This is a genomic window from Streptomyces sp. NPDC006487, from assembly GCF_042870555.1.
In the GTDB taxonomy this organism is placed as follows: domain Bacteria; phylum Actinomycetota; class Actinomycetes; order Streptomycetales; family Streptomycetaceae; genus Streptomyces.
Genome location: NZ_JBIAHN010000012.1, coordinates 1 through 15,069 on the forward strand (window position 1 = coordinate 1; position 15,069 = coordinate 15,069).

Genomic DNA, 15,069 nt, shown 5'->3' on the forward strand with positions numbered 1-15,069 from the left:
AAGCCACAAGACTTCCGGGATCCCCCCGGGGAACGGCCGGGAGGGAGGAGGGGGGAGGAGCGGCCTGGTCTGGATGCGCAGCCCCCTTGGGCCAGAGGGCATCTGGACACGGCCCCGGCAGGACCGTGACCTCGGCCGGAACGGACGCGCGGGGCGATCGGAGCATCCAGGGGCGGGCGTCTGGACACCCTTCCCGTGACCGTCGACCGCCACCACGAGCGCAAGGACGACGGGAAGGGCTTCAGGGTCGGTGGGCGCGACAGATCGCTACACACTCCCACTCGGCTAAGCGACTACCGGCCGTCCGTGGCCGAGGGGACGAAGAGATGCCACTACTCAAGTTTGACTAGTTGAGATGCTGGTCCTACGGTCGGAGGATGAGCGAGAAACTGGCTGCGATTCTCCCTTGCAGGTCCATCCCTGAGACAGTCGACTTCTACAAAGCCCTAGGTTTCGAGGTCACGTTCCACCAAGAACGTCCGTACGCCTATGCCGTCGTGCAACACGGTGAAGTCGAGTTGCAGTTCGCGGCACTGAAAGGCTTCGAGCCGGCCGCTTCGTACGGCGCGTGCTACATCACGACGGACGACGTCGATGGTTTGTACGCGAAGTTCCGCAAGGGACTGAAGCAAGAACTCGGCAGGATCCCGATTCGTGGCCTCCCCCGGATCGGTCCGCTGAAGGACACCACCTACGGGATGCGGCAGTTCATCATGGCCGACCCGGGCGGCAACAGCATTCGCATCGGCCAACCGATCAGCGAAGACCTCCACCACTCCCCGGTTCCGAAGGAACCGGTGGCCAAGGCCCTCCACATGGCCTCACTCCTCGGCGATTCCAAAGAGGACTACGCAGCCGCCGCCAAGATCCTCGACCGCCTCCTTTCCTCCGACGTCCCTCCCCCGTCGCGCGTCCAAGCCCTGATCCTCCGCGCCGCCATGGCCGTCCACCTGGACGACACCTCTCTAGCCGCCCGCCTCCTGTCCGAGGCCGACGAGATCCCCCTCCCGGCCCCCGACCGCATCTCCCTGGCCGACGACCTCCTCCGCGCCGAGGACCTCCGCGACAACCTCTCCGATAGTTGACAGAAGCCCTCCCTGGATCAGCCACGGACGGTCGGTAGTCGCTTAGCCGAGCGGGAGTGTGTAGCGATCTGTCGCGCCCACCGACCCTGAAGCCCTTCCCGTCGTCCTCTCGCTCGTGGTGGCGGTCGACGGTCACGGGAAGGGTGTCCAGACGCCCGGCCCTGGATGCTCCGATCGCCCCCGCGCGTCCGTTCCGGCCGAGGTCACGGTCCTGCCGGGGCGGTACCCGGATGCCCTCTGGCCCAAGGGGGCTGCGCATCCAGACCAGGCCGCTCCTCCCCCCACCTCCCTCCCGGCCGTTCCCCGGGGGGATCCCGGAAGTCTTGTGGCTTTTCGGCGTGGGTCGGTCGGTCAAGGGTGGCCGAAGGCCATCGCGAAGCGACGCGACCGCAGGGAGCGCCCTTGAGGGACCGGCCCACGCCGAAAGAACACTGGACTACCGGGACGCCCCCCGAACCCCTGCCAAAGCCACCACCCCACCCGCAGCACAAGCCCCCCCACACACACCCCGATCCCGCCTCACTCCCCACCCACCCCTCGAGGCAAGTCCCCATAGCGCGCCGCGACCGCCGCAGCACGGTCGTGCAGCACCGTGCGCAACGACTGCGGGGCCAGGGCTTCCCCGTCCATGCCGAGCTGCCACAGGGCCCATTGGGCATGTCGTGCATCCTGGAAGGTCACCTCCAGACGCAGCCAGCCGTCCGCATCTGCGTCGGGCTCTTCCGCGCGGACCGCCAGTGCGGTGTTCAGCAGGTCTTCCCGCCTCGCCGGGTTCACCCGGACCAGCACGGCGATATGGTCGCCGCCGGAGAGGAACTGCGCGGAGCGTTCCCGCCAGATCCGGTCCAGATCGACCCGGTTCGGTCGCTGTGCCGCTTCGGGGAGTTCCTCGGCAGCCAACACGCGCGACAGCCGGTAGGTGCGGTCCTCGCCGGACTTCGTGGCCAGCAAGTAGCCCCGGTCCCGTACGGTGACCAGCCCGATGGGGTCCACCGTGCGCCACTGTGGCGGCTCCCCCGTGGCCGCGTACCGGATCCGCAGCTTGTGTCCGGCGAGCACCGCGCGCCGGACCTCGATCATCGTGGTTCCGGGCACCTCCTCGGCAACGAGCCGGCGCGAAAGCAGGTCGGCCTCCGGGTCCACGAGAAATCGCTGGGCCGCGTCGCTCGCCGTGGCCCGGTGGCTTTCGGGCAGCGCGTCGACCACCTTGCGCATCGCCGAAGCGAGCGCCGAGCCCAGGCCGAACACCTGCTCGCCGCGCCCCGATCCGGCGGCCAGCAGGGCGAGGGCCTCTTCGTGGTTCAGGCCGGTGAGCTCGGTCCGGAATCCGGGGGACAGCGCGAAACCACCGTGCCGGCCGCGTTCCGCGTAGACCGGCACCCCGGCAGCCGACAGCGCCTCGATGTCGCGCAGCACCGTACGGGTGGACACCTCAAGCTCGCGGGCCAGCGTGTCCGCAGTCAGCCGACCGCGCTGACGCAACAGCAGCACCAGCGAGACCAACCGGTCTGCGCGCATGCAAAAACTTTATCGGAATACACGACAGAGGGTGTCGTGATTCCTTGCGAGGCTCGTCAACAGAACAACCGGCGGCGCCAACCGACCCAGCGCCCGCACACCCACACGCACACCCACGCACCCGATGGAGACCAGACATGGCAACGCAACGAACCGCAGTCAACCCGGTGACCTGGTCAGTCGACATGGGCTTCAACCAGGGCGAGGTCGTCTCCGGCCAGACCCGGACCCTGTACCTCTCGGGGCAGACCGCGATGAACGCGGACGGCAAGCCCGAGCACGACGGGGACATGGCGGCGCAGCTGGCGCTGAGCATCGACAACGTGGAGGCCGTGCTCGCCGAGGCCGGCATGTCCCTGGCGAATCTCGTCCGCCTCAACGTCTACACGACCGACGTCGACGTGCTCTTCCGGCACTACGGCGTGCTCGCGGCGCGACTGGGCGCCGCCGGGGTGGCACCGACCACCACCATGCTCGGCGTGACGCGGCTGGCGATCCCCGGCCAGCTGGTCGAGCTGGAGGGAACCGCCGTCGCGTAAGGCGGCCTCGGCTAGCCGGTCCTGCGGATCAGCGCCAGGTACATCGCGTCCGTCCCGTGCAGGTGCGGCCACAGCTGCACGTCCGGGCCGTCGCCCAGCGCCGGGACCTCCTGCATGTACGGGCGTGCGTCGATCAGTTCCGCCGCGATCGGGGCCGCGCCCGCGCCCCGTCCCTTCAGTACGTCCTCCACGACCACCCGGGTCTCCGCCAGGTGCGGGGAGCAGGTCGCGTAGCCCACGACGCCGCCCACCCGGACGGCCGACAGCGCTTCGCGCAGCAGCCCGCGCTGGAGCGGCGCGAAGCTCTCCAGGTCCTCCGGCCGGCGGCGCCAGCGCGCCTCCGGCCGGCGGCGCAGGGCGCCCAGGCCGGAACAGGGCACGTCCATCAGGACGCGGTCGAAGGAACCCGGCAGCCACGGCGGGCGCGTTCCGTCGGCCGTGATGACCTGGTAGGGGCCGGGGTTGCCGGCGAGCGCCCGCTCGACCAGCCGGGCACGGTGGGGCTGCTTCTCGGAGGCCAGCAGGAACGCCCCGCGCTGGGCGGCGAGCGCGGCGAGCAGGGCCGCCTTGCCGCCCGGGCCCGCGCAGCCGTCCAGCCAGCGCTCGTCGCGGCCCTCGACCGGCACCGCCGCCAGGGCCATCGCCACCAGCTGGCTGCCTTCGTCCTGGACACCGGCGCGGCCTTCGCGCACCGCCTCCAGGGCGCCCGGTTCGCCGCCCTCGGCCATCCTGACCGCGTACGGGGACCAGCGCCCGGGCAGCGCCGAGTCCTCGCCCACCGCTTCCAGCAGCTCCTGCGCCGTGGACCGCCCGGGCCGCGCCACCAGCGTGACCTCGGGCCGCTCGTTGTCGGCCTCCAGCAGGTCCTCGATCCCGGCGCGGCCGCCACCCAGCGAATCCCAGAGGGCGCTGACGACCCACCTCGGGTGCGAGTGGAACACCGCGAGGTGCTCCTCGGCGTCGTCCTCGTACGGCGGGGCGACCTTCTCCAGCCACCCCTCCAGGTCATGCGCGGAGATCTTCCGCAGCACCGCGTTGACGAACTTCGCCCGCCCGTCGCCGAGCACCACCCGGGCCAGCTCCACGCTCGCGGACACCGCCGCGTGGGTGGGGATCCGCGTCCCGAGCAGCTGGTGCGCGCCGAGCGAGAGCACGTCGAGCACCGGCGGGTCGACCTCGCGCAGCGGCCGGTCGATGCAGGCCTTGATGACCGCGTCGTACGTGCCCTGGCGGCGCAGGGTCCCGTACACGAGCTCGGTGGCCAGCGCAGCGTCCCGCGCCTGGAAGGTCTCGTCCTTGCGGGCCTTCTTCAGGAGCGGGGGCAGCACGAGGTTCGCGTACGCGTCACGCTCGTCCACCGCCCTCAGCACCTCGAAGGCCAGCATCCGGACGGGGTCCTTCTTGGGCCTGCGGTACGGCTTGGCCGTCTTGGCCGGCTTGCTACGAGGCTGCTCGCTCACGTGAAAGGTGCTCCGGGGGTTACGGGAAGAAATGCAAGAACCGAAAAACAAGGAACGAGGAACCAGGACCTACGAACCAGTACCTACGCAACAGAAACTACGGACGACGGCCTACCGACGACGGACTACCGACTACCGACTACGAAAATCAGCCTACGTCGGCCCCGCCGCCCAAACGCTCACCAGGAGCGATCCGCACCCCGCGCGCCCAGTCGGCGGCCTTCATCGGCTTCTTGCCCTGCGGCTGCACCCAGAGCAGTTCCACGGCGTGCGAGCCGGTGCCGACGTAGACGTTGTTCTTGGCCGCGCTCAGGTCGCCCGGCTTCAGGTCGGTCCGGTCCGCGACCAGTCCGAGCGAGATCAGCTTGAGCCGCTCCCCCCGGAAGACCGTCCAGGCGCCGGGCGCCGGCGTGCAGCCGCGCACCAGCCGGTCGGCGCGCATCGCGGGCGCGTTCCAGTCGACCCGGGCGTCCTCGACCGTGATCTTCGGCGCGAGCGAGATCCCGTCGGCGGGCTGTTCGACCGCGCGCAGGGTGCCGTCCTCGATGCCGTCCATGGTGGCGACCAGCAGCCCGGAACCGGCGAAGGCGAGGCGGGTCAGCAGGTCGCCGCTGGTGTCGGTGGGCCGGATCTCCTCGGTGAGGATCCCGAAGACGGGGCCGGTGTCCAGCCCCTCCTCGATCCGGAAGGTGGAGGCACCGGTGACCTGGTCCCCCGCCATGATCGACTGCTGCACGGGCGCCGCACCGCGCCACGCGGGCAGCAGCGAGAAGTGCAGGTTGACCCAGCCGTGCCGGGGGATGTCCAGGGCTCCCTTGGGAATCAGCGCGCCGTACGCGACCACCGGGCAGCAGTCGGGGCCGATCTCGCGCAGCCGGGTCTGGAAGTCCGGGTCGCGCGGCCGGGCGGGCTTGAGCACCTCGATGCCGGCTTCCTCGGCGCGTTCGGCGACGGGGCTGGCGACGAGGCGACGGCCTCGGCCGGCCGGCGCGTCGGGCCGGGTGACGACGGCGGCGACCTCGTGGCGCCCGGAGGCGATCAGAGCGTCCAGGGCGGGCACGGCGACCTCGGGGGTGCCTGCGAAGACGAGCTTCACTGGGGTCTACCTCGCTATCTCGGCTGTCAGCAGCACATCAGTCTATGGTCTGTCCGCCCACGGTCCCACCTGCGTCGCGGTGCCCGCCCGAGGGGGCGTACGCACACACGCGCGCTCCTCGCATATGCCGACACGCCCCCACAGCGTGACCTGCCCACCGGGTAGCGCGTTGGTCAAGAGAGATTGACCGAAACGGGCCGCGAAACAGAACGGTGTCTGCGGCCCGATCCGCTCTTCAGCACCGGTTCGAGAGGCTTCTTCATGGCCGACCACGCCACCCACGACGCCCAAGCACGGGCCAGCCTGCACCTCCTGGTGCGGGACATCGAGCGGGTTCGCCGGCAGGTGGATGCTCTGCGTACGCTCACCGCCCAGCTCGGCAACGTCTACCGCCCGCGCCGCTCAGGCCCCTCCACGGGCTTCGTCGTCTATGGCCGGGCACCCGCGCCCACCGTCCGCCTCGCGCAGGAGCTGCGGGACAGCGTCGAGACGCTGGTCACCGCCGCGGTGGACTTCGACCGCTCGCTCGGCTTCTCGTGGGACGCGGTCGGCTCGGCGCTCGGCGTCACCAAGCAGGCCGTCCACCGGCGCTACGGTGCCCGGCGGGCGCAGAGCGCCGAGTCCGCCGAGCGGGAGCCGCTGGCCGAGGGCACGACGACCCGGACCCTGGGCCCCCTGCCCACCGTCCCGGCGGCGCGCTCGGTGCCGCCGCAGCCGGTGCGCGAGGAGGCGGGCGCGTCCCGTCCCGGCGCCTTCCCCGGCCCCCGCAACGGCTGACCCCCGGCCGCCGGGACGCCGACCCCCGACGGCCCCCCAGCCCCCGCCGGAGCGACCCACGCGGCCGCCCCGCCGGGGGCTTCCGTCGTCCCCGGCGGGACCGCCCACCCGCCCGGTCCGGGCCGGGCAGGACCCGTGCAGCCGTGCAGCCGTGCACGGAGCCCTCAGCCGATGTCCAACGGATCGATCCGGATCCGGACCGCCTCCGCCGCCGGAACTCCCCGTGCCATCCGAGCCACCTGCGCCGCCTTCAGCGCAGTCGCCAGCGCGGCCCCGCTCCCCGGCGGGACCCGGACCAGCGCCCGCTCCCCCGCGGACGGCTCCCCCCGGAGCCCGGGCAGCGGCACCGGTCCCAGGACCTCCGCGTCCGGCGGCAGCCCGGCCCCCGCCAGGAAGGCCGAGACGGCCTCCGCGCTGCCCGCCGCCACCGCCGCCATCCGGGAGACCGGCGGGAAGCCGAGCTGCGCCCGCTCCGCGAGTTCCCGGACCGCGTGCCCGACGGGATCCCACCGCACCAGCGCCTGGACGGGCCGCAGGGTCGGCTCGGCGACGACGACCACCTGCCCGTCCCCCCGTACCAGCGAGGCCGCCGCGATCCACCGCCGCAGGGCGTCCTCGCTCGCCCGCAGGTCGGGCCGGCTCAGCATGGCCCAGCCGTCCAGCAGCAGCGCCGCCGCGTACCCGGCGCCCGCCGCGACCGGCTCGGCGCCGGGCGTGGACACCACCAGCGCGGGCCGGTCCGGCACCTCGTCCAGGATGTGGTCGCGCCCGGAGGTCCGTACGGGGACGGCCGGGAAGGCCCGCCCCAGCTCCTCGGCGGTCCGCCGCGCGCCCACCACCTGGGCCCGGAGCCGGAACGATCCGCACTCCTCGCAGTGCCAGGCCGGCTCGGCCCGCCCGCACCACCCGCAGTGCAGGTCCCGCGTGTCGGGCGCCTCCAGGGGTCCCGCGCAGACCGTGCACCGCGCGGGCGTCCGGCACCGTTCGCACGCCAGCCGGGGCACGTAGCCGCGCCGGGGCACCTGTACGAGCACGGGCCCGGTCTTCAGGCCCTCCCGTACGGTCTCCCACGCGAGGCTCGGCAGCCGGGCGGCCCGGGCGGCTCCGTCTCGGGCCAGCAGCTCGTCGCCGACGGTCCGGATCCGGGGGGCGTACGTGCGTACCGTCTCGCGGTCGGCGACCAGCGGGCGGGCCCAGCCGGACTCGACGAGCTGCGCGGCCTCCACGGTGCAGCTGGTGCTGCCCACCAGGAAGGCGCAGCCGTCGGTGACCGCGCGCAGTTCCAGGACCTCCCGTACGTGCGGGAAGGGGGCGTGGACGTCGCTGTGGCTGGAGTCTCCGTCGTCCCAGACGGCGACGAGCCCGAGGTCCCGTACGGGGGCGAACATCGCGGCCCTGGTGCCGACCACGGCCCGCACCGCGCCCCGGCTGACGGCCAGCCACTGGCGGTAGCGCTTCTCCGGCCCGGACTCCGCGGTCAGCAGCGCGTGCCGCCCCTCCCCGAGCAGGGCGGTGAGCGCCGCGTCGACGCGGGCGGCGGTGCGCCCGTCGGGGACCACGGCGAGGGCGCCGCGTCCGGAGGCGAGGGTGGCGGCCATGGCGCGGGCCAGTTCGTCGGCCCAGCCGGGCCCTGGCAGGGCGGTCCACACGGCGCGCGGGGTTCCGCCGCCCGCCAGGGCCCGCAGGAAGCCGGGGCCGGCTCCGTACCGCTCCCAGCCGGCGGGCTCGGGCGCGGCGGGCGGCGGCAGCGGTTCGGGGGACGGCTTGGCCTCGGCGCGGGCGCTGCGCGCGGGCAGCGCGAGCTGGAGCACGTCGGCGAGGCTGCCGGCGTACCGGTCCGCGACGGCGCGGGCGAGGGCGAGCATGCGGGGGCCGAGAACGACCTCGGGCGAGACGACCTGGGCGAGGGCGGCGAGGGCGCCGTTGTAGTCGGACTCGGCGCGGCGCTCGATGATGAAGCCGTCGATGAGCCCGCCGCCCTCGCGGCGGCCGCCGTGTACCCGGTGGGAGCCGGCGCCGAAGCGGACCCGGACGCGGACGCCGGGCTGGGCGGACTCGGCGAGCTCGGCGGGGACGGCGTAGTCGAAGAGCCGGTCGAGGTGCAGCACGCCCTTGTTCACGAGGACCCGGGCCACGGGCAGTTCCTCGGCCACGGAGGCCCCGCGCCAGGTCCGCGGCTTGGCCTTGGGCGCCTTGGCCTTCGCCTCGGCGACCATCTCCCGCATCAGCGCGAGCTGCTCCGGCGGACCGCCCGGTCCGCTCCGCTCCCCCGCGTCATTGGTGCTGCTCACACCCGCATTCTTACCAAACCCCACCGACAACGGCGGACGGGGCGCCGCACGCGGACGGCCCCGGACCACAAGGGGTCCGGGGCCGTCCGTAGAGCAGGTTCCCGGCCTGGAAGGGCCCGGCCTGACCTGGTCGAGCAGGTGCTACAGGCCGGCAGCGGTGCGCAGGGCGTCCACGCGGTCGGTGCGCTCCCAGGTGAAGTCCGGCAGCTCGCGGCCGAAGTGGCCGTAAGCGGCGGTCTGGGCGTAGATCGGGCGCAGCAGGTCGAGGTCGCGGATGATCGCGGCCGGGCGCAGGTCGAAGACCTGGCCGATGGCGTTCTCGATCTTCTCGACGTCGACCTTGTGCGTGCCGAACGTCTCCACGAACAGGCCGACGGGCTCGGCCTTGCCGATCGCGTACGCGACCTGGACCTCGCAGCGCGAGGCGAGGCCGGCGGCGACCACGTTCTTGGCGACCCAGCGCATGGCGTAGGCGGCGCTGCGGTCGACCTTGGACGGGTCCTTGCCGGAGAAGGCGCCGCCACCGTGACGGGCCATGCCGCCGTAGGTGTCGATGATGATCTTGCGGCCGGTCAGGCCGGCGTCGCCCATCGGGCCGCCGATCTCGAAGCGGCCGGTCGGGTTGACCAGCAGGCGGTAGCCCTCGGTGTCGAGCTTGATGCCGTCCTCGACGAGCTGGTTCAGCACGTGCTCGACCACGAACTCGCGGATGTCGGGCGCGAGCAGCGAGTCCAGGTCGATGTCCGCCGCGTGCTGCGAGGACACGACGACCGTGTCGAGGCGGACGGCCTTGTCGCCGTCGTACTCGATGGTGACCTGGGTCTTGCCGTCGGGACGCAGGTACGGGATGGTCCCGTTCTTGCGCACCTCGGACAGGCGCTTGGAGAGGCGGTGCGCGATGTGGATCGGCAGCGGCATCAGCTCGGGGGTCTCGTCGCAGGCGTACCCGAACATCAGGCCCTGGTCGCCGGCACCCTGCTTGTCGAGCTCGTCCTCGTCGCCCTCGACCCGCTTCTCGTACGCGGTGTCGACGCCCTGCGCGATGTCCGGGGACTGCGCGCCGATGGACACCGACACGCCGCAGGAGGCGCCGTCGAAGCCCTTCTTCGAGGAGTCGTAGCCGATCTCGAGGATCTTGTCGCGGACGAGCTGCGCGATCGGCGCGTAGGCCTTCGTCGTCACCTCTCCCGCGATGTGGACGAGACCGGTGGTGATGAGGGTCTCCACGGCGACGCGCGAGGTCGGGTCCTCGGTGAGGAGCGCGTCGAGGATGGTGTCGCTGATCTGGTCAGCGATCTTGTCGGGGTGACCCTCGGTCACAGACTCCGAGGTGAACAGGCGACGGGACACAACGCTCCCTGGGGTTGCAGCGGCTGCTGGCTGAAATATTGGTGGAACCACATCGGAGGCTGCGCCCGATCACGTTCCGGCTGCAGTTTATCGGTCGCCACCGTTCGCCGGACCACCCGTCTCGCCCTATGGGAGCCGTGTGACCTGCGACACTCCATTCTTACTCAAGGATCAGTCTGCGGAAAGAGCCTCCGCTCAGGCGCGTCGCGCTCCGATGCGCGCTGCCACCTGATCCCAAATCACGTCTGCGAGCGTTTCCTTCGGACCGTAGGGGACGGCCAGCTCGCTTCCGTCGGAGGACAGGATGACCGCTTCGTTCTCCTCGGAACCAAAGGTCTTCGCTTCACCCACCTCGTTGACGACGAGAAGGTCACACCCCTTGCGGAGGAGCTTGCTCCGCCCGTTGGCGAGTACGTCGTCGGTCTCGGCGGCGAAACCCACCACGACCTGGCCCTCCCGGGCCCGGTCGGCGGAAATCTCCGCGAGAACGTCCGGATTGCGTACGAGGGCGACCGGCGCGGGGTCCTGCCCGTCCTTCTTCTTGATCTTCCCGCTTGCGTACTCGGCAGGCCGGAAGTCGGCCACGGCCGCGGCCATCACCACCACGTCGGCGTCCGCGGCGGCCTTGAGCACGGCCTCGCGCAGCTGCAGGGCCGTCCCCACCCGTACGAGGTCCACCCCGGCCGGGTCGGCGAGCGCGGTGTTGGCGGACACCAGGGTGACCCGGGCCCCGCGGGCCACGGCCGTACGGGCGAGGGCGTAGCCCTGCTTGCCCGAGGAGCGGTTGCCGAGGAAGCGGACCGGGTCCAGCGGTTCGCGCGTACCGCCCGCGCTGATCACCACGTGACGGCCGGCGAGGTCGGGCTCGGCCACCCCGTGGGCGAGGCTTCGCCTTCTCAGTACGCTCGCGCACACTTCGAAGATCTCCTCGGGGTCGGGCAGCCGCCCCTTGCCGGTGTCCTTGCCGGTGAGCCGGCCGACGGCCGGCTCGATGACCACGGCGCCGCGGCGGCGCAGCGTGGCCACGTTCTCCCGGGTGGCGGGGTGCTCCCACATCTCGGTGTGCATCGCGGGTGCGAACACGACGGGGCAGCGCGCGGTGAGCAGCGTGTTGGTGAGCAGGTCGTCGGCCAGCCCGTGGGCGGCCTTGGCGAGCATGTCGGCGGTGGCCGGGGCGACGACGACGAGGTCGGCGGTCTGCCCGATGCGCACGTGCGGCACCTCGTGGACGCTCTCCCAGACCTCGGTGGAGGCCGGGTTCCCGGAGAGGGCGGCCCAAGTGGCTTCCCCGACGAAGTTCAGCGACGCCGCCGTCGGCACCACGCGGACGTCATGTCCGGACTCGGTCAGCCGGCGCAGCAGCTCGCACGCCTTGTAAGCGGCGATCCCGCCACTGACTCCGAGCACGACCTTCGGCTTACCCACCACACACGCCCCTTCGGCTGACGACCCGCCGTCACACCTGTACGGCACCACGACACCTGTGAACACCTATGACACACCACAGGCCCGGCAGATGTTCTGCCGGGCCTGTGGTGAAAGGAAAACTCGTGCCTTACTGAGCCGGGGCCTCGATGGCCTCGGAGGTCAGCAGACCCGCGTTGATCTCGCGCAGCGCGATCGAAAGCGGCTTCTCGTGGACGTGGGTGTCCACCAGCGGGCCGACGTACTCGAGCAGGCCCTCACCGAGCTGCGAGTAGTACGCGTTGATCTGACGGGCACGCTTGGCCGCGTAGATCACGAGGCTGTACTTCGAGTCCGTGGCCTCGAGCAGCTCGTCGATCGGCGGGTTGATGATGCCCTCGGGCGCAGTAATGGAAGAGGACACGCTCTACCTTCCGAAGATGGGGTAATACCTAGAAGTGTCGAATCTCGGACCGTCCGGACCGGCTGGACACCGGTCAACGATCAGACGACATTCATCAAGGCTAGCAGCTCGCGCGCGACGTCCTCGACCGAGGTGTTGACCAGGGTGGTGTCGAACTCGGATTCGGCAGCCAGTTCGATCTTGGCGGCAGCGAGCCGGCGCTCGACGACCTCGGCCGTTTCGGTGCCCCGGCCGGTGAGCCGGCGGACCAGCTCTTCCCAGCTCGGAGGAGCCAGGAAGACCAGCTGAGCCTCGGACATGGACTCGCGTACGAGCCGTGCGCCCTGGAGATCGATCTCCAGCAGGACCGGCTCGCCGTTCTCCAGGCGTTCCAGCACTGCGCCGCGCGGTGTGCCGTAGCGGTTGCCCGCGAACTCGGCCCACTCCAGCAGCTCGCCATTGGCGATCAGCTTGTCGAACTCGTCGTCGTTGACGAAGAAGTAGTGGACTCCGTGTCGCTCACCGGGCCGCGGCTTGCGGGTGGTGGCCGACACCGAGAGCCAGACCTCGGGGTGAACCTTGCGCATATGCGCGACGACCGTGCTCTTGCCGACCCCCGAAGGGCCGGAGAGCACGGTCAGCCGCGGACGAACCTCTGCTGCCATAGAGCGATTATCCAGCTTCTCGGGACTGCCTGAGAACGCCGGGAGAACTTCGGACGACGCCTTAGGCGGCGTTGCCGCCGAACTCGCGCTCCAGAGAGGCGATCTGGTTGGAACCGAGACCTCGGACACGCCGGGACTCGGAGATGCCGAGGCGCTCCATGAGCTGCTTGGCGCGCACCTTGCCGACGCCAGGCAGGGACTCCAGGAGAGCGGAAACCTTCATCTTGCCGATGACGTCGTTCTCCTGCCCCAGCTTGATGACGTCATGCAGGGAGGCGCCGGAGTGCTTGAGTCGATTCTTCACCTCGGCCCGCTCCCGGCGAGCCGCGGCGGCCTTTTCGAGCGCTGCTGCGCGCTGTTCAGGGGTAAGGGGCGGAAGAGCCACGCCTACGTCACCTCGGATGTCGAACTGTCGGATACGGACCAGTGGAATGCCGGAAGGCATCACACCAGGCGAGCGCCCGAACAGCGGTGGTGCTCGATCGCTGCTCGTTACTCTGCTCGGAGACTAGCGGCCATGACCGCTCCAGTCAGCGAGAACGGACGAAAAGTCCTGGTCAGCCTCCACTGAACCGTACATCACGGACAAAACACCCCGGATTTGTCCGGTGAAGGACGTTCGAATTTCGTCAGAGAGTGCGATGAGCCAGTCCGACGGCGTCCTCGAACGCCCCGATCCCGCGTACGGCGAGTGCCGCGCGCAGGTCGTCGCGGATCCGCAGGGGCGCGGACGGATCGTTGAACAGGGCGGTCCCCACCGCCACGCCCGAAGCGCCCGCGAGGACGAACTCGAGCGCGTCCCGGCCGGAGGAGATCCCGCCCATCCCGAGGATGGGGACCCGCCGGACGGCGCCGGCCAGCATCGCGCCGTACACCTGGAAGACACAGCGGACGGCGACGGGCCGGATCGCCGGGCCGGAGAGGCCTCCGGTGACCCCGGCGAGGGCCGGGCGCATGGTGTCGGTGTCGATGGTCGTCCCGAGGACGGTGTTGATCATCGAGAGCCCGTCGGCGCCCCCTTCCGTGCAGGCGGCCGCGATGTCGGTGATACGCGTCACGTCGGGGGTCAGCTTGGCGTAGACGGGCAGTGCGGGGTCGGCCGCCGCCTTGACCGCCTTGACCACCTCGAAGGAGGCATCGGGGTCGCAGGCGAAGACGAGGCCGCGGTCCGCGACGTTGGGACAGGAGATGTTGGCCTCGATGCCGACCACTCCGGGCCGACCGGTCAGCCGGGCGGCCGCCTCCGCGAACTCCTCCGTACGCTCCCCCGCGATCGATACGAGGACCCGCGCGCCGCGCTCGGCCAGCCAGGGCAGCTCGTGCTCGACGAAACGGTCGATGCCGCAGCCCTGGAGCCCGATGGAGTTCAGCATCCCGCTGGGGGTCTCGGCCATCCGGGGAGTGGCGCGGCCGGAGCGGACGTACGGCATCACGGTCTTGGTGGTGATGGTGCCGAGCTCGTCCAGGGGGGTGAACCGGTGCAGCTCGCGGCCGTAGCCGGCGCAGCCGGAGGCGGTGGAGACGGGGTTGGGGAGGGTGACGCTCGCACCGAGGGGTGCGGACATGTCGACGCCTTCGGGGCGCAGGGTGTTGTTCACCGGTCGTCGCTCGCCTTCGGAGTCATGGCGGCTGCGCCTTCGAGGTCCTCGGGCAGGGTTCCGGCGTCGTCCCAGCGGACGGTGGCACCGTCGAAAACGGGGCCGGATGTGCAGGAGCGAAGAAAACGGGTGACGCCGTCGGGGCCCGTGACCGGCAGGACGCAGCTCATGCAGATCCCGATGCCGCAGGCCATGGCCTCCTCCACGGCGGTGTGGCTGGCGGCTCCGGCGGCCGTGGCGATCTCCGTGACGGCCTTGAGCATGCCCATCGGGCCGCAGGAGTGGACCTCGGTGGCGCCGGTCACCGTGATGGCCTCCGGGAGCACGTCCGTGACCCGGCCCCGGCGTCCGGCCGAACCGTCGTCGGTGACCACGTACACGTGCTCGGCGAGGGCCTCGGCCCGCTCCACGCCGAACAGCCGGTCCTCGGTGACCGCACCGAGCACGAAGGCGACCCGGCCGCCGCGCCCGAGGATCTCCTCGGCGAGGGCGAACATCGGGGCGCTGCCGTAGCCGCCGGCCACGAGGACCGCCCCGACCTGGCCGCCGGGGAGCGGGAAGGGAGTGCCGAGGGGGGCGATGAGGTCCACGGTGTCGCCGGGGCGGTGCGCGGCCAGTGCCCTGGTTCCGCGGCCGGCCTCGGCGAAGACGAACTCGACGGTGCCCTGGTCCGGGTCGGCGCGGTGGATGGAGAAGGCGCGGCGCAGGAGCATCGCGGAGTCCCGGCCGCCGATGGCGAGGGCGCCGAAATGTCCGGGGCGCACCCCGGTGACGCCGGGGGCGTCGAGGACGAGGTGGTGGTAGGCCCCGATGGGCGTGATCCGCCGGATGGTGGCGACGGTCTGTACTGGGGGCACGCGGGGCGCTCCGATCGGCGTAGGGG

General features: G+C 71.5%; 14 protein-coding genes. 3 read left to right on the top strand and 11 right to left on the bottom strand.

The window, feature by feature from the left end:
• Window positions 1–377 precede the first annotated feature (377 nt).
• Window positions 378–1,085: a bleomycin resistance protein gene (locus ACFYM0_RS21520; RefSeq protein WP_388503646.1), complete on the top strand. Its 708-nt coding sequence runs from the start codon at window positions 378–380 to the stop codon at window positions 1,083–1,085.
• A 519-nt stretch (window positions 1,086–1,604) separates the two neighbouring features.
• Here the strand turns inward: ACFYM0_RS21520 and ACFYM0_RS21525 are convergent.
• Window positions 1,605–2,603, bottom strand: a complete 999-nt coding sequence (locus ACFYM0_RS21525) for a helix-turn-helix transcriptional regulator (protein WP_388503649.1) — start codon at window positions 2,601–2,603, stop codon at window positions 1,605–1,607.
• Window positions 2,604–2,740: 137 nt separating this feature from the next.
• On the opposite strand from ACFYM0_RS21525, the gene ACFYM0_RS21530 reads away from it, so the two are divergent.
• Window positions 2,741–3,142: a RidA family protein gene (locus ACFYM0_RS21530; protein WP_388503651.1), complete on the top strand. Its 402-nt coding sequence runs from the start codon at window positions 2,741–2,743 to the stop codon at window positions 3,140–3,142.
• An 11-nt stretch (window positions 3,143–3,153) separates the two neighbouring features.
• Here the strand turns inward: ACFYM0_RS21530 and ACFYM0_RS21535 are convergent, their stop codons facing one another.
• Together ACFYM0_RS21535 and fmt are read right to left on the bottom strand one after the other, a co-directional pair.
• Entirely contained in the window at window positions 3,154–4,602 is a 1,449-nt protein-coding gene (locus ACFYM0_RS21535) for a transcription antitermination factor NusB (protein ID WP_327251760.1), read from the bottom strand.
• Window positions 4,603–4,750: 148 nt separating this feature from the next.
• Window positions 4,751–5,698, bottom strand: coding sequence for a methionyl-tRNA formyltransferase (gene fmt / locus ACFYM0_RS21540; RefSeq protein ID WP_388503653.1), 948 nt, complete (start codon window positions 5,696–5,698; stop codon window positions 4,751–4,753).
• Window positions 5,699–5,959: 261 nt separating this feature from the next.
• Between fmt and ACFYM0_RS21545 the strand changes: the two genes are divergently transcribed.
• Entirely contained in the window at window positions 5,960–6,475 is a 516-nt protein-coding gene (locus ACFYM0_RS21545) for a hypothetical protein (protein ID WP_388503655.1), read from the top strand.
• 164 nt (window positions 6,476–6,639) lie between these two features.
• Here the strand turns inward: ACFYM0_RS21545 and ACFYM0_RS21550 are convergent, their stop codons facing one another.
• The 8 genes from ACFYM0_RS21550 to ACFYM0_RS21585 all read right to left on the bottom strand — a co-directional run bounded on the left by ACFYM0_RS21550 (window position 6,640) and on the right by ACFYM0_RS21585 (window position 15,043).
• Window positions 6,640–8,766, bottom strand: a complete 2,127-nt coding sequence (locus ACFYM0_RS21550; protein WP_388503657.1) for a primosomal protein N' — start codon at window positions 8,764–8,766, stop codon at window positions 6,640–6,642.
• Window positions 8,767–8,907: 141 nt separating this feature from the next.
• A complete protein-coding gene (metK, locus tag ACFYM0_RS21555; protein WP_243334350.1) occupies window positions 8,908–10,116 on the bottom strand; it encodes a methionine adenosyltransferase in 1,209 nt (402 codons plus the stop codon).
• Window positions 10,117–10,311: 195 nt separating this feature from the next.
• On the bottom strand, window positions 10,312–11,541 hold the full coding sequence (gene coaBC, locus ACFYM0_RS21560) for a bifunctional phosphopantothenoylcysteine decarboxylase/phosphopantothenate--cysteine ligase CoaBC (protein ID WP_388503659.1): 1,230 nt from the start codon (window positions 11,539–11,541) through the stop codon (window positions 10,312–10,314).
• A 130-nt stretch (window positions 11,542–11,671) separates the two neighbouring features.
• Window positions 11,672–11,944 carry a DNA-directed RNA polymerase subunit omega gene (rpoZ, locus tag ACFYM0_RS21565; RefSeq protein ID WP_004948662.1) on the bottom strand — a complete coding sequence of 91 codons (273 nt, stop codon included), beginning with the start codon at window positions 11,942–11,944 and terminating at the stop codon, window positions 11,672–11,674.
• 80 nt (window positions 11,945–12,024) lie between these two features.
• On the bottom strand, window positions 12,025–12,588 hold the full coding sequence (gene gmk, locus ACFYM0_RS21570) for a guanylate kinase (RefSeq protein ID WP_388503662.1): 564 nt from the start codon (window positions 12,586–12,588) through the stop codon (window positions 12,025–12,027).
• Between the two features lie 61 nt (window positions 12,589–12,649).
• On the bottom strand, window positions 12,650–12,973 hold the full coding sequence (mihF, locus tag ACFYM0_RS21575; protein ID WP_243334344.1) for an integration host factor, actinobacterial type: 324 nt from the start codon (window positions 12,971–12,973) through the stop codon (window positions 12,650–12,652).
• Window positions 12,974–13,217: 244 nt separating this feature from the next.
• On the bottom strand, window positions 13,218–14,186 hold the full coding sequence (locus ACFYM0_RS21580) for a dihydroorotate dehydrogenase (RefSeq protein WP_388503665.1): 969 nt from the start codon (window positions 14,184–14,186) through the stop codon (window positions 13,218–13,220).
• Entirely contained in the window at window positions 14,183–15,043 is an 861-nt protein-coding gene (locus tag ACFYM0_RS21585; RefSeq protein WP_388503667.1) for a dihydroorotate dehydrogenase electron transfer subunit, read from the bottom strand. Before ACFYM0_RS21585 ends, ACFYM0_RS21580 begins: the two co-directional genes overlap by 4 nt.
• Window positions 15,044–15,069: the final 26 nt, after the last annotated feature.

Excerpts from the sequence above, each read along its gene's own strand:
- ACFYM0_RS21520 (WP_388503646.1), top strand. The coding sequence starts at position 378 with ATGAGCGAGAAACTGGCTGCGATTCTCCCTTGCAGGTCCATCCCTGAG.
- ACFYM0_RS21525 (WP_388503649.1), bottom strand. The coding sequence starts at position 2,603 with ATGCGCGCAGACCGGTTGGTCTCGCTGGTGCTGCTGTTGCGTCAGCGC.
- ACFYM0_RS21530 (WP_388503651.1), top strand. The coding sequence starts at position 2,741 with ATGGCAACGCAACGAACCGCAGTCAACCCGGTGACCTGGTCAGTCGAC.
- gmk (WP_388503662.1), bottom strand. The coding sequence starts at position 12,588 with ATGGCAGCAGAGGTTCGTCCGCGGCTGACCGTGCTCTCCGGCCCTTCG.
- ACFYM0_RS21545 (WP_388503655.1), top strand. The coding sequence starts at position 5,960 with ATGGCCGACCACGCCACCCACGACGCCCAAGCACGGGCCAGCCTGCAC.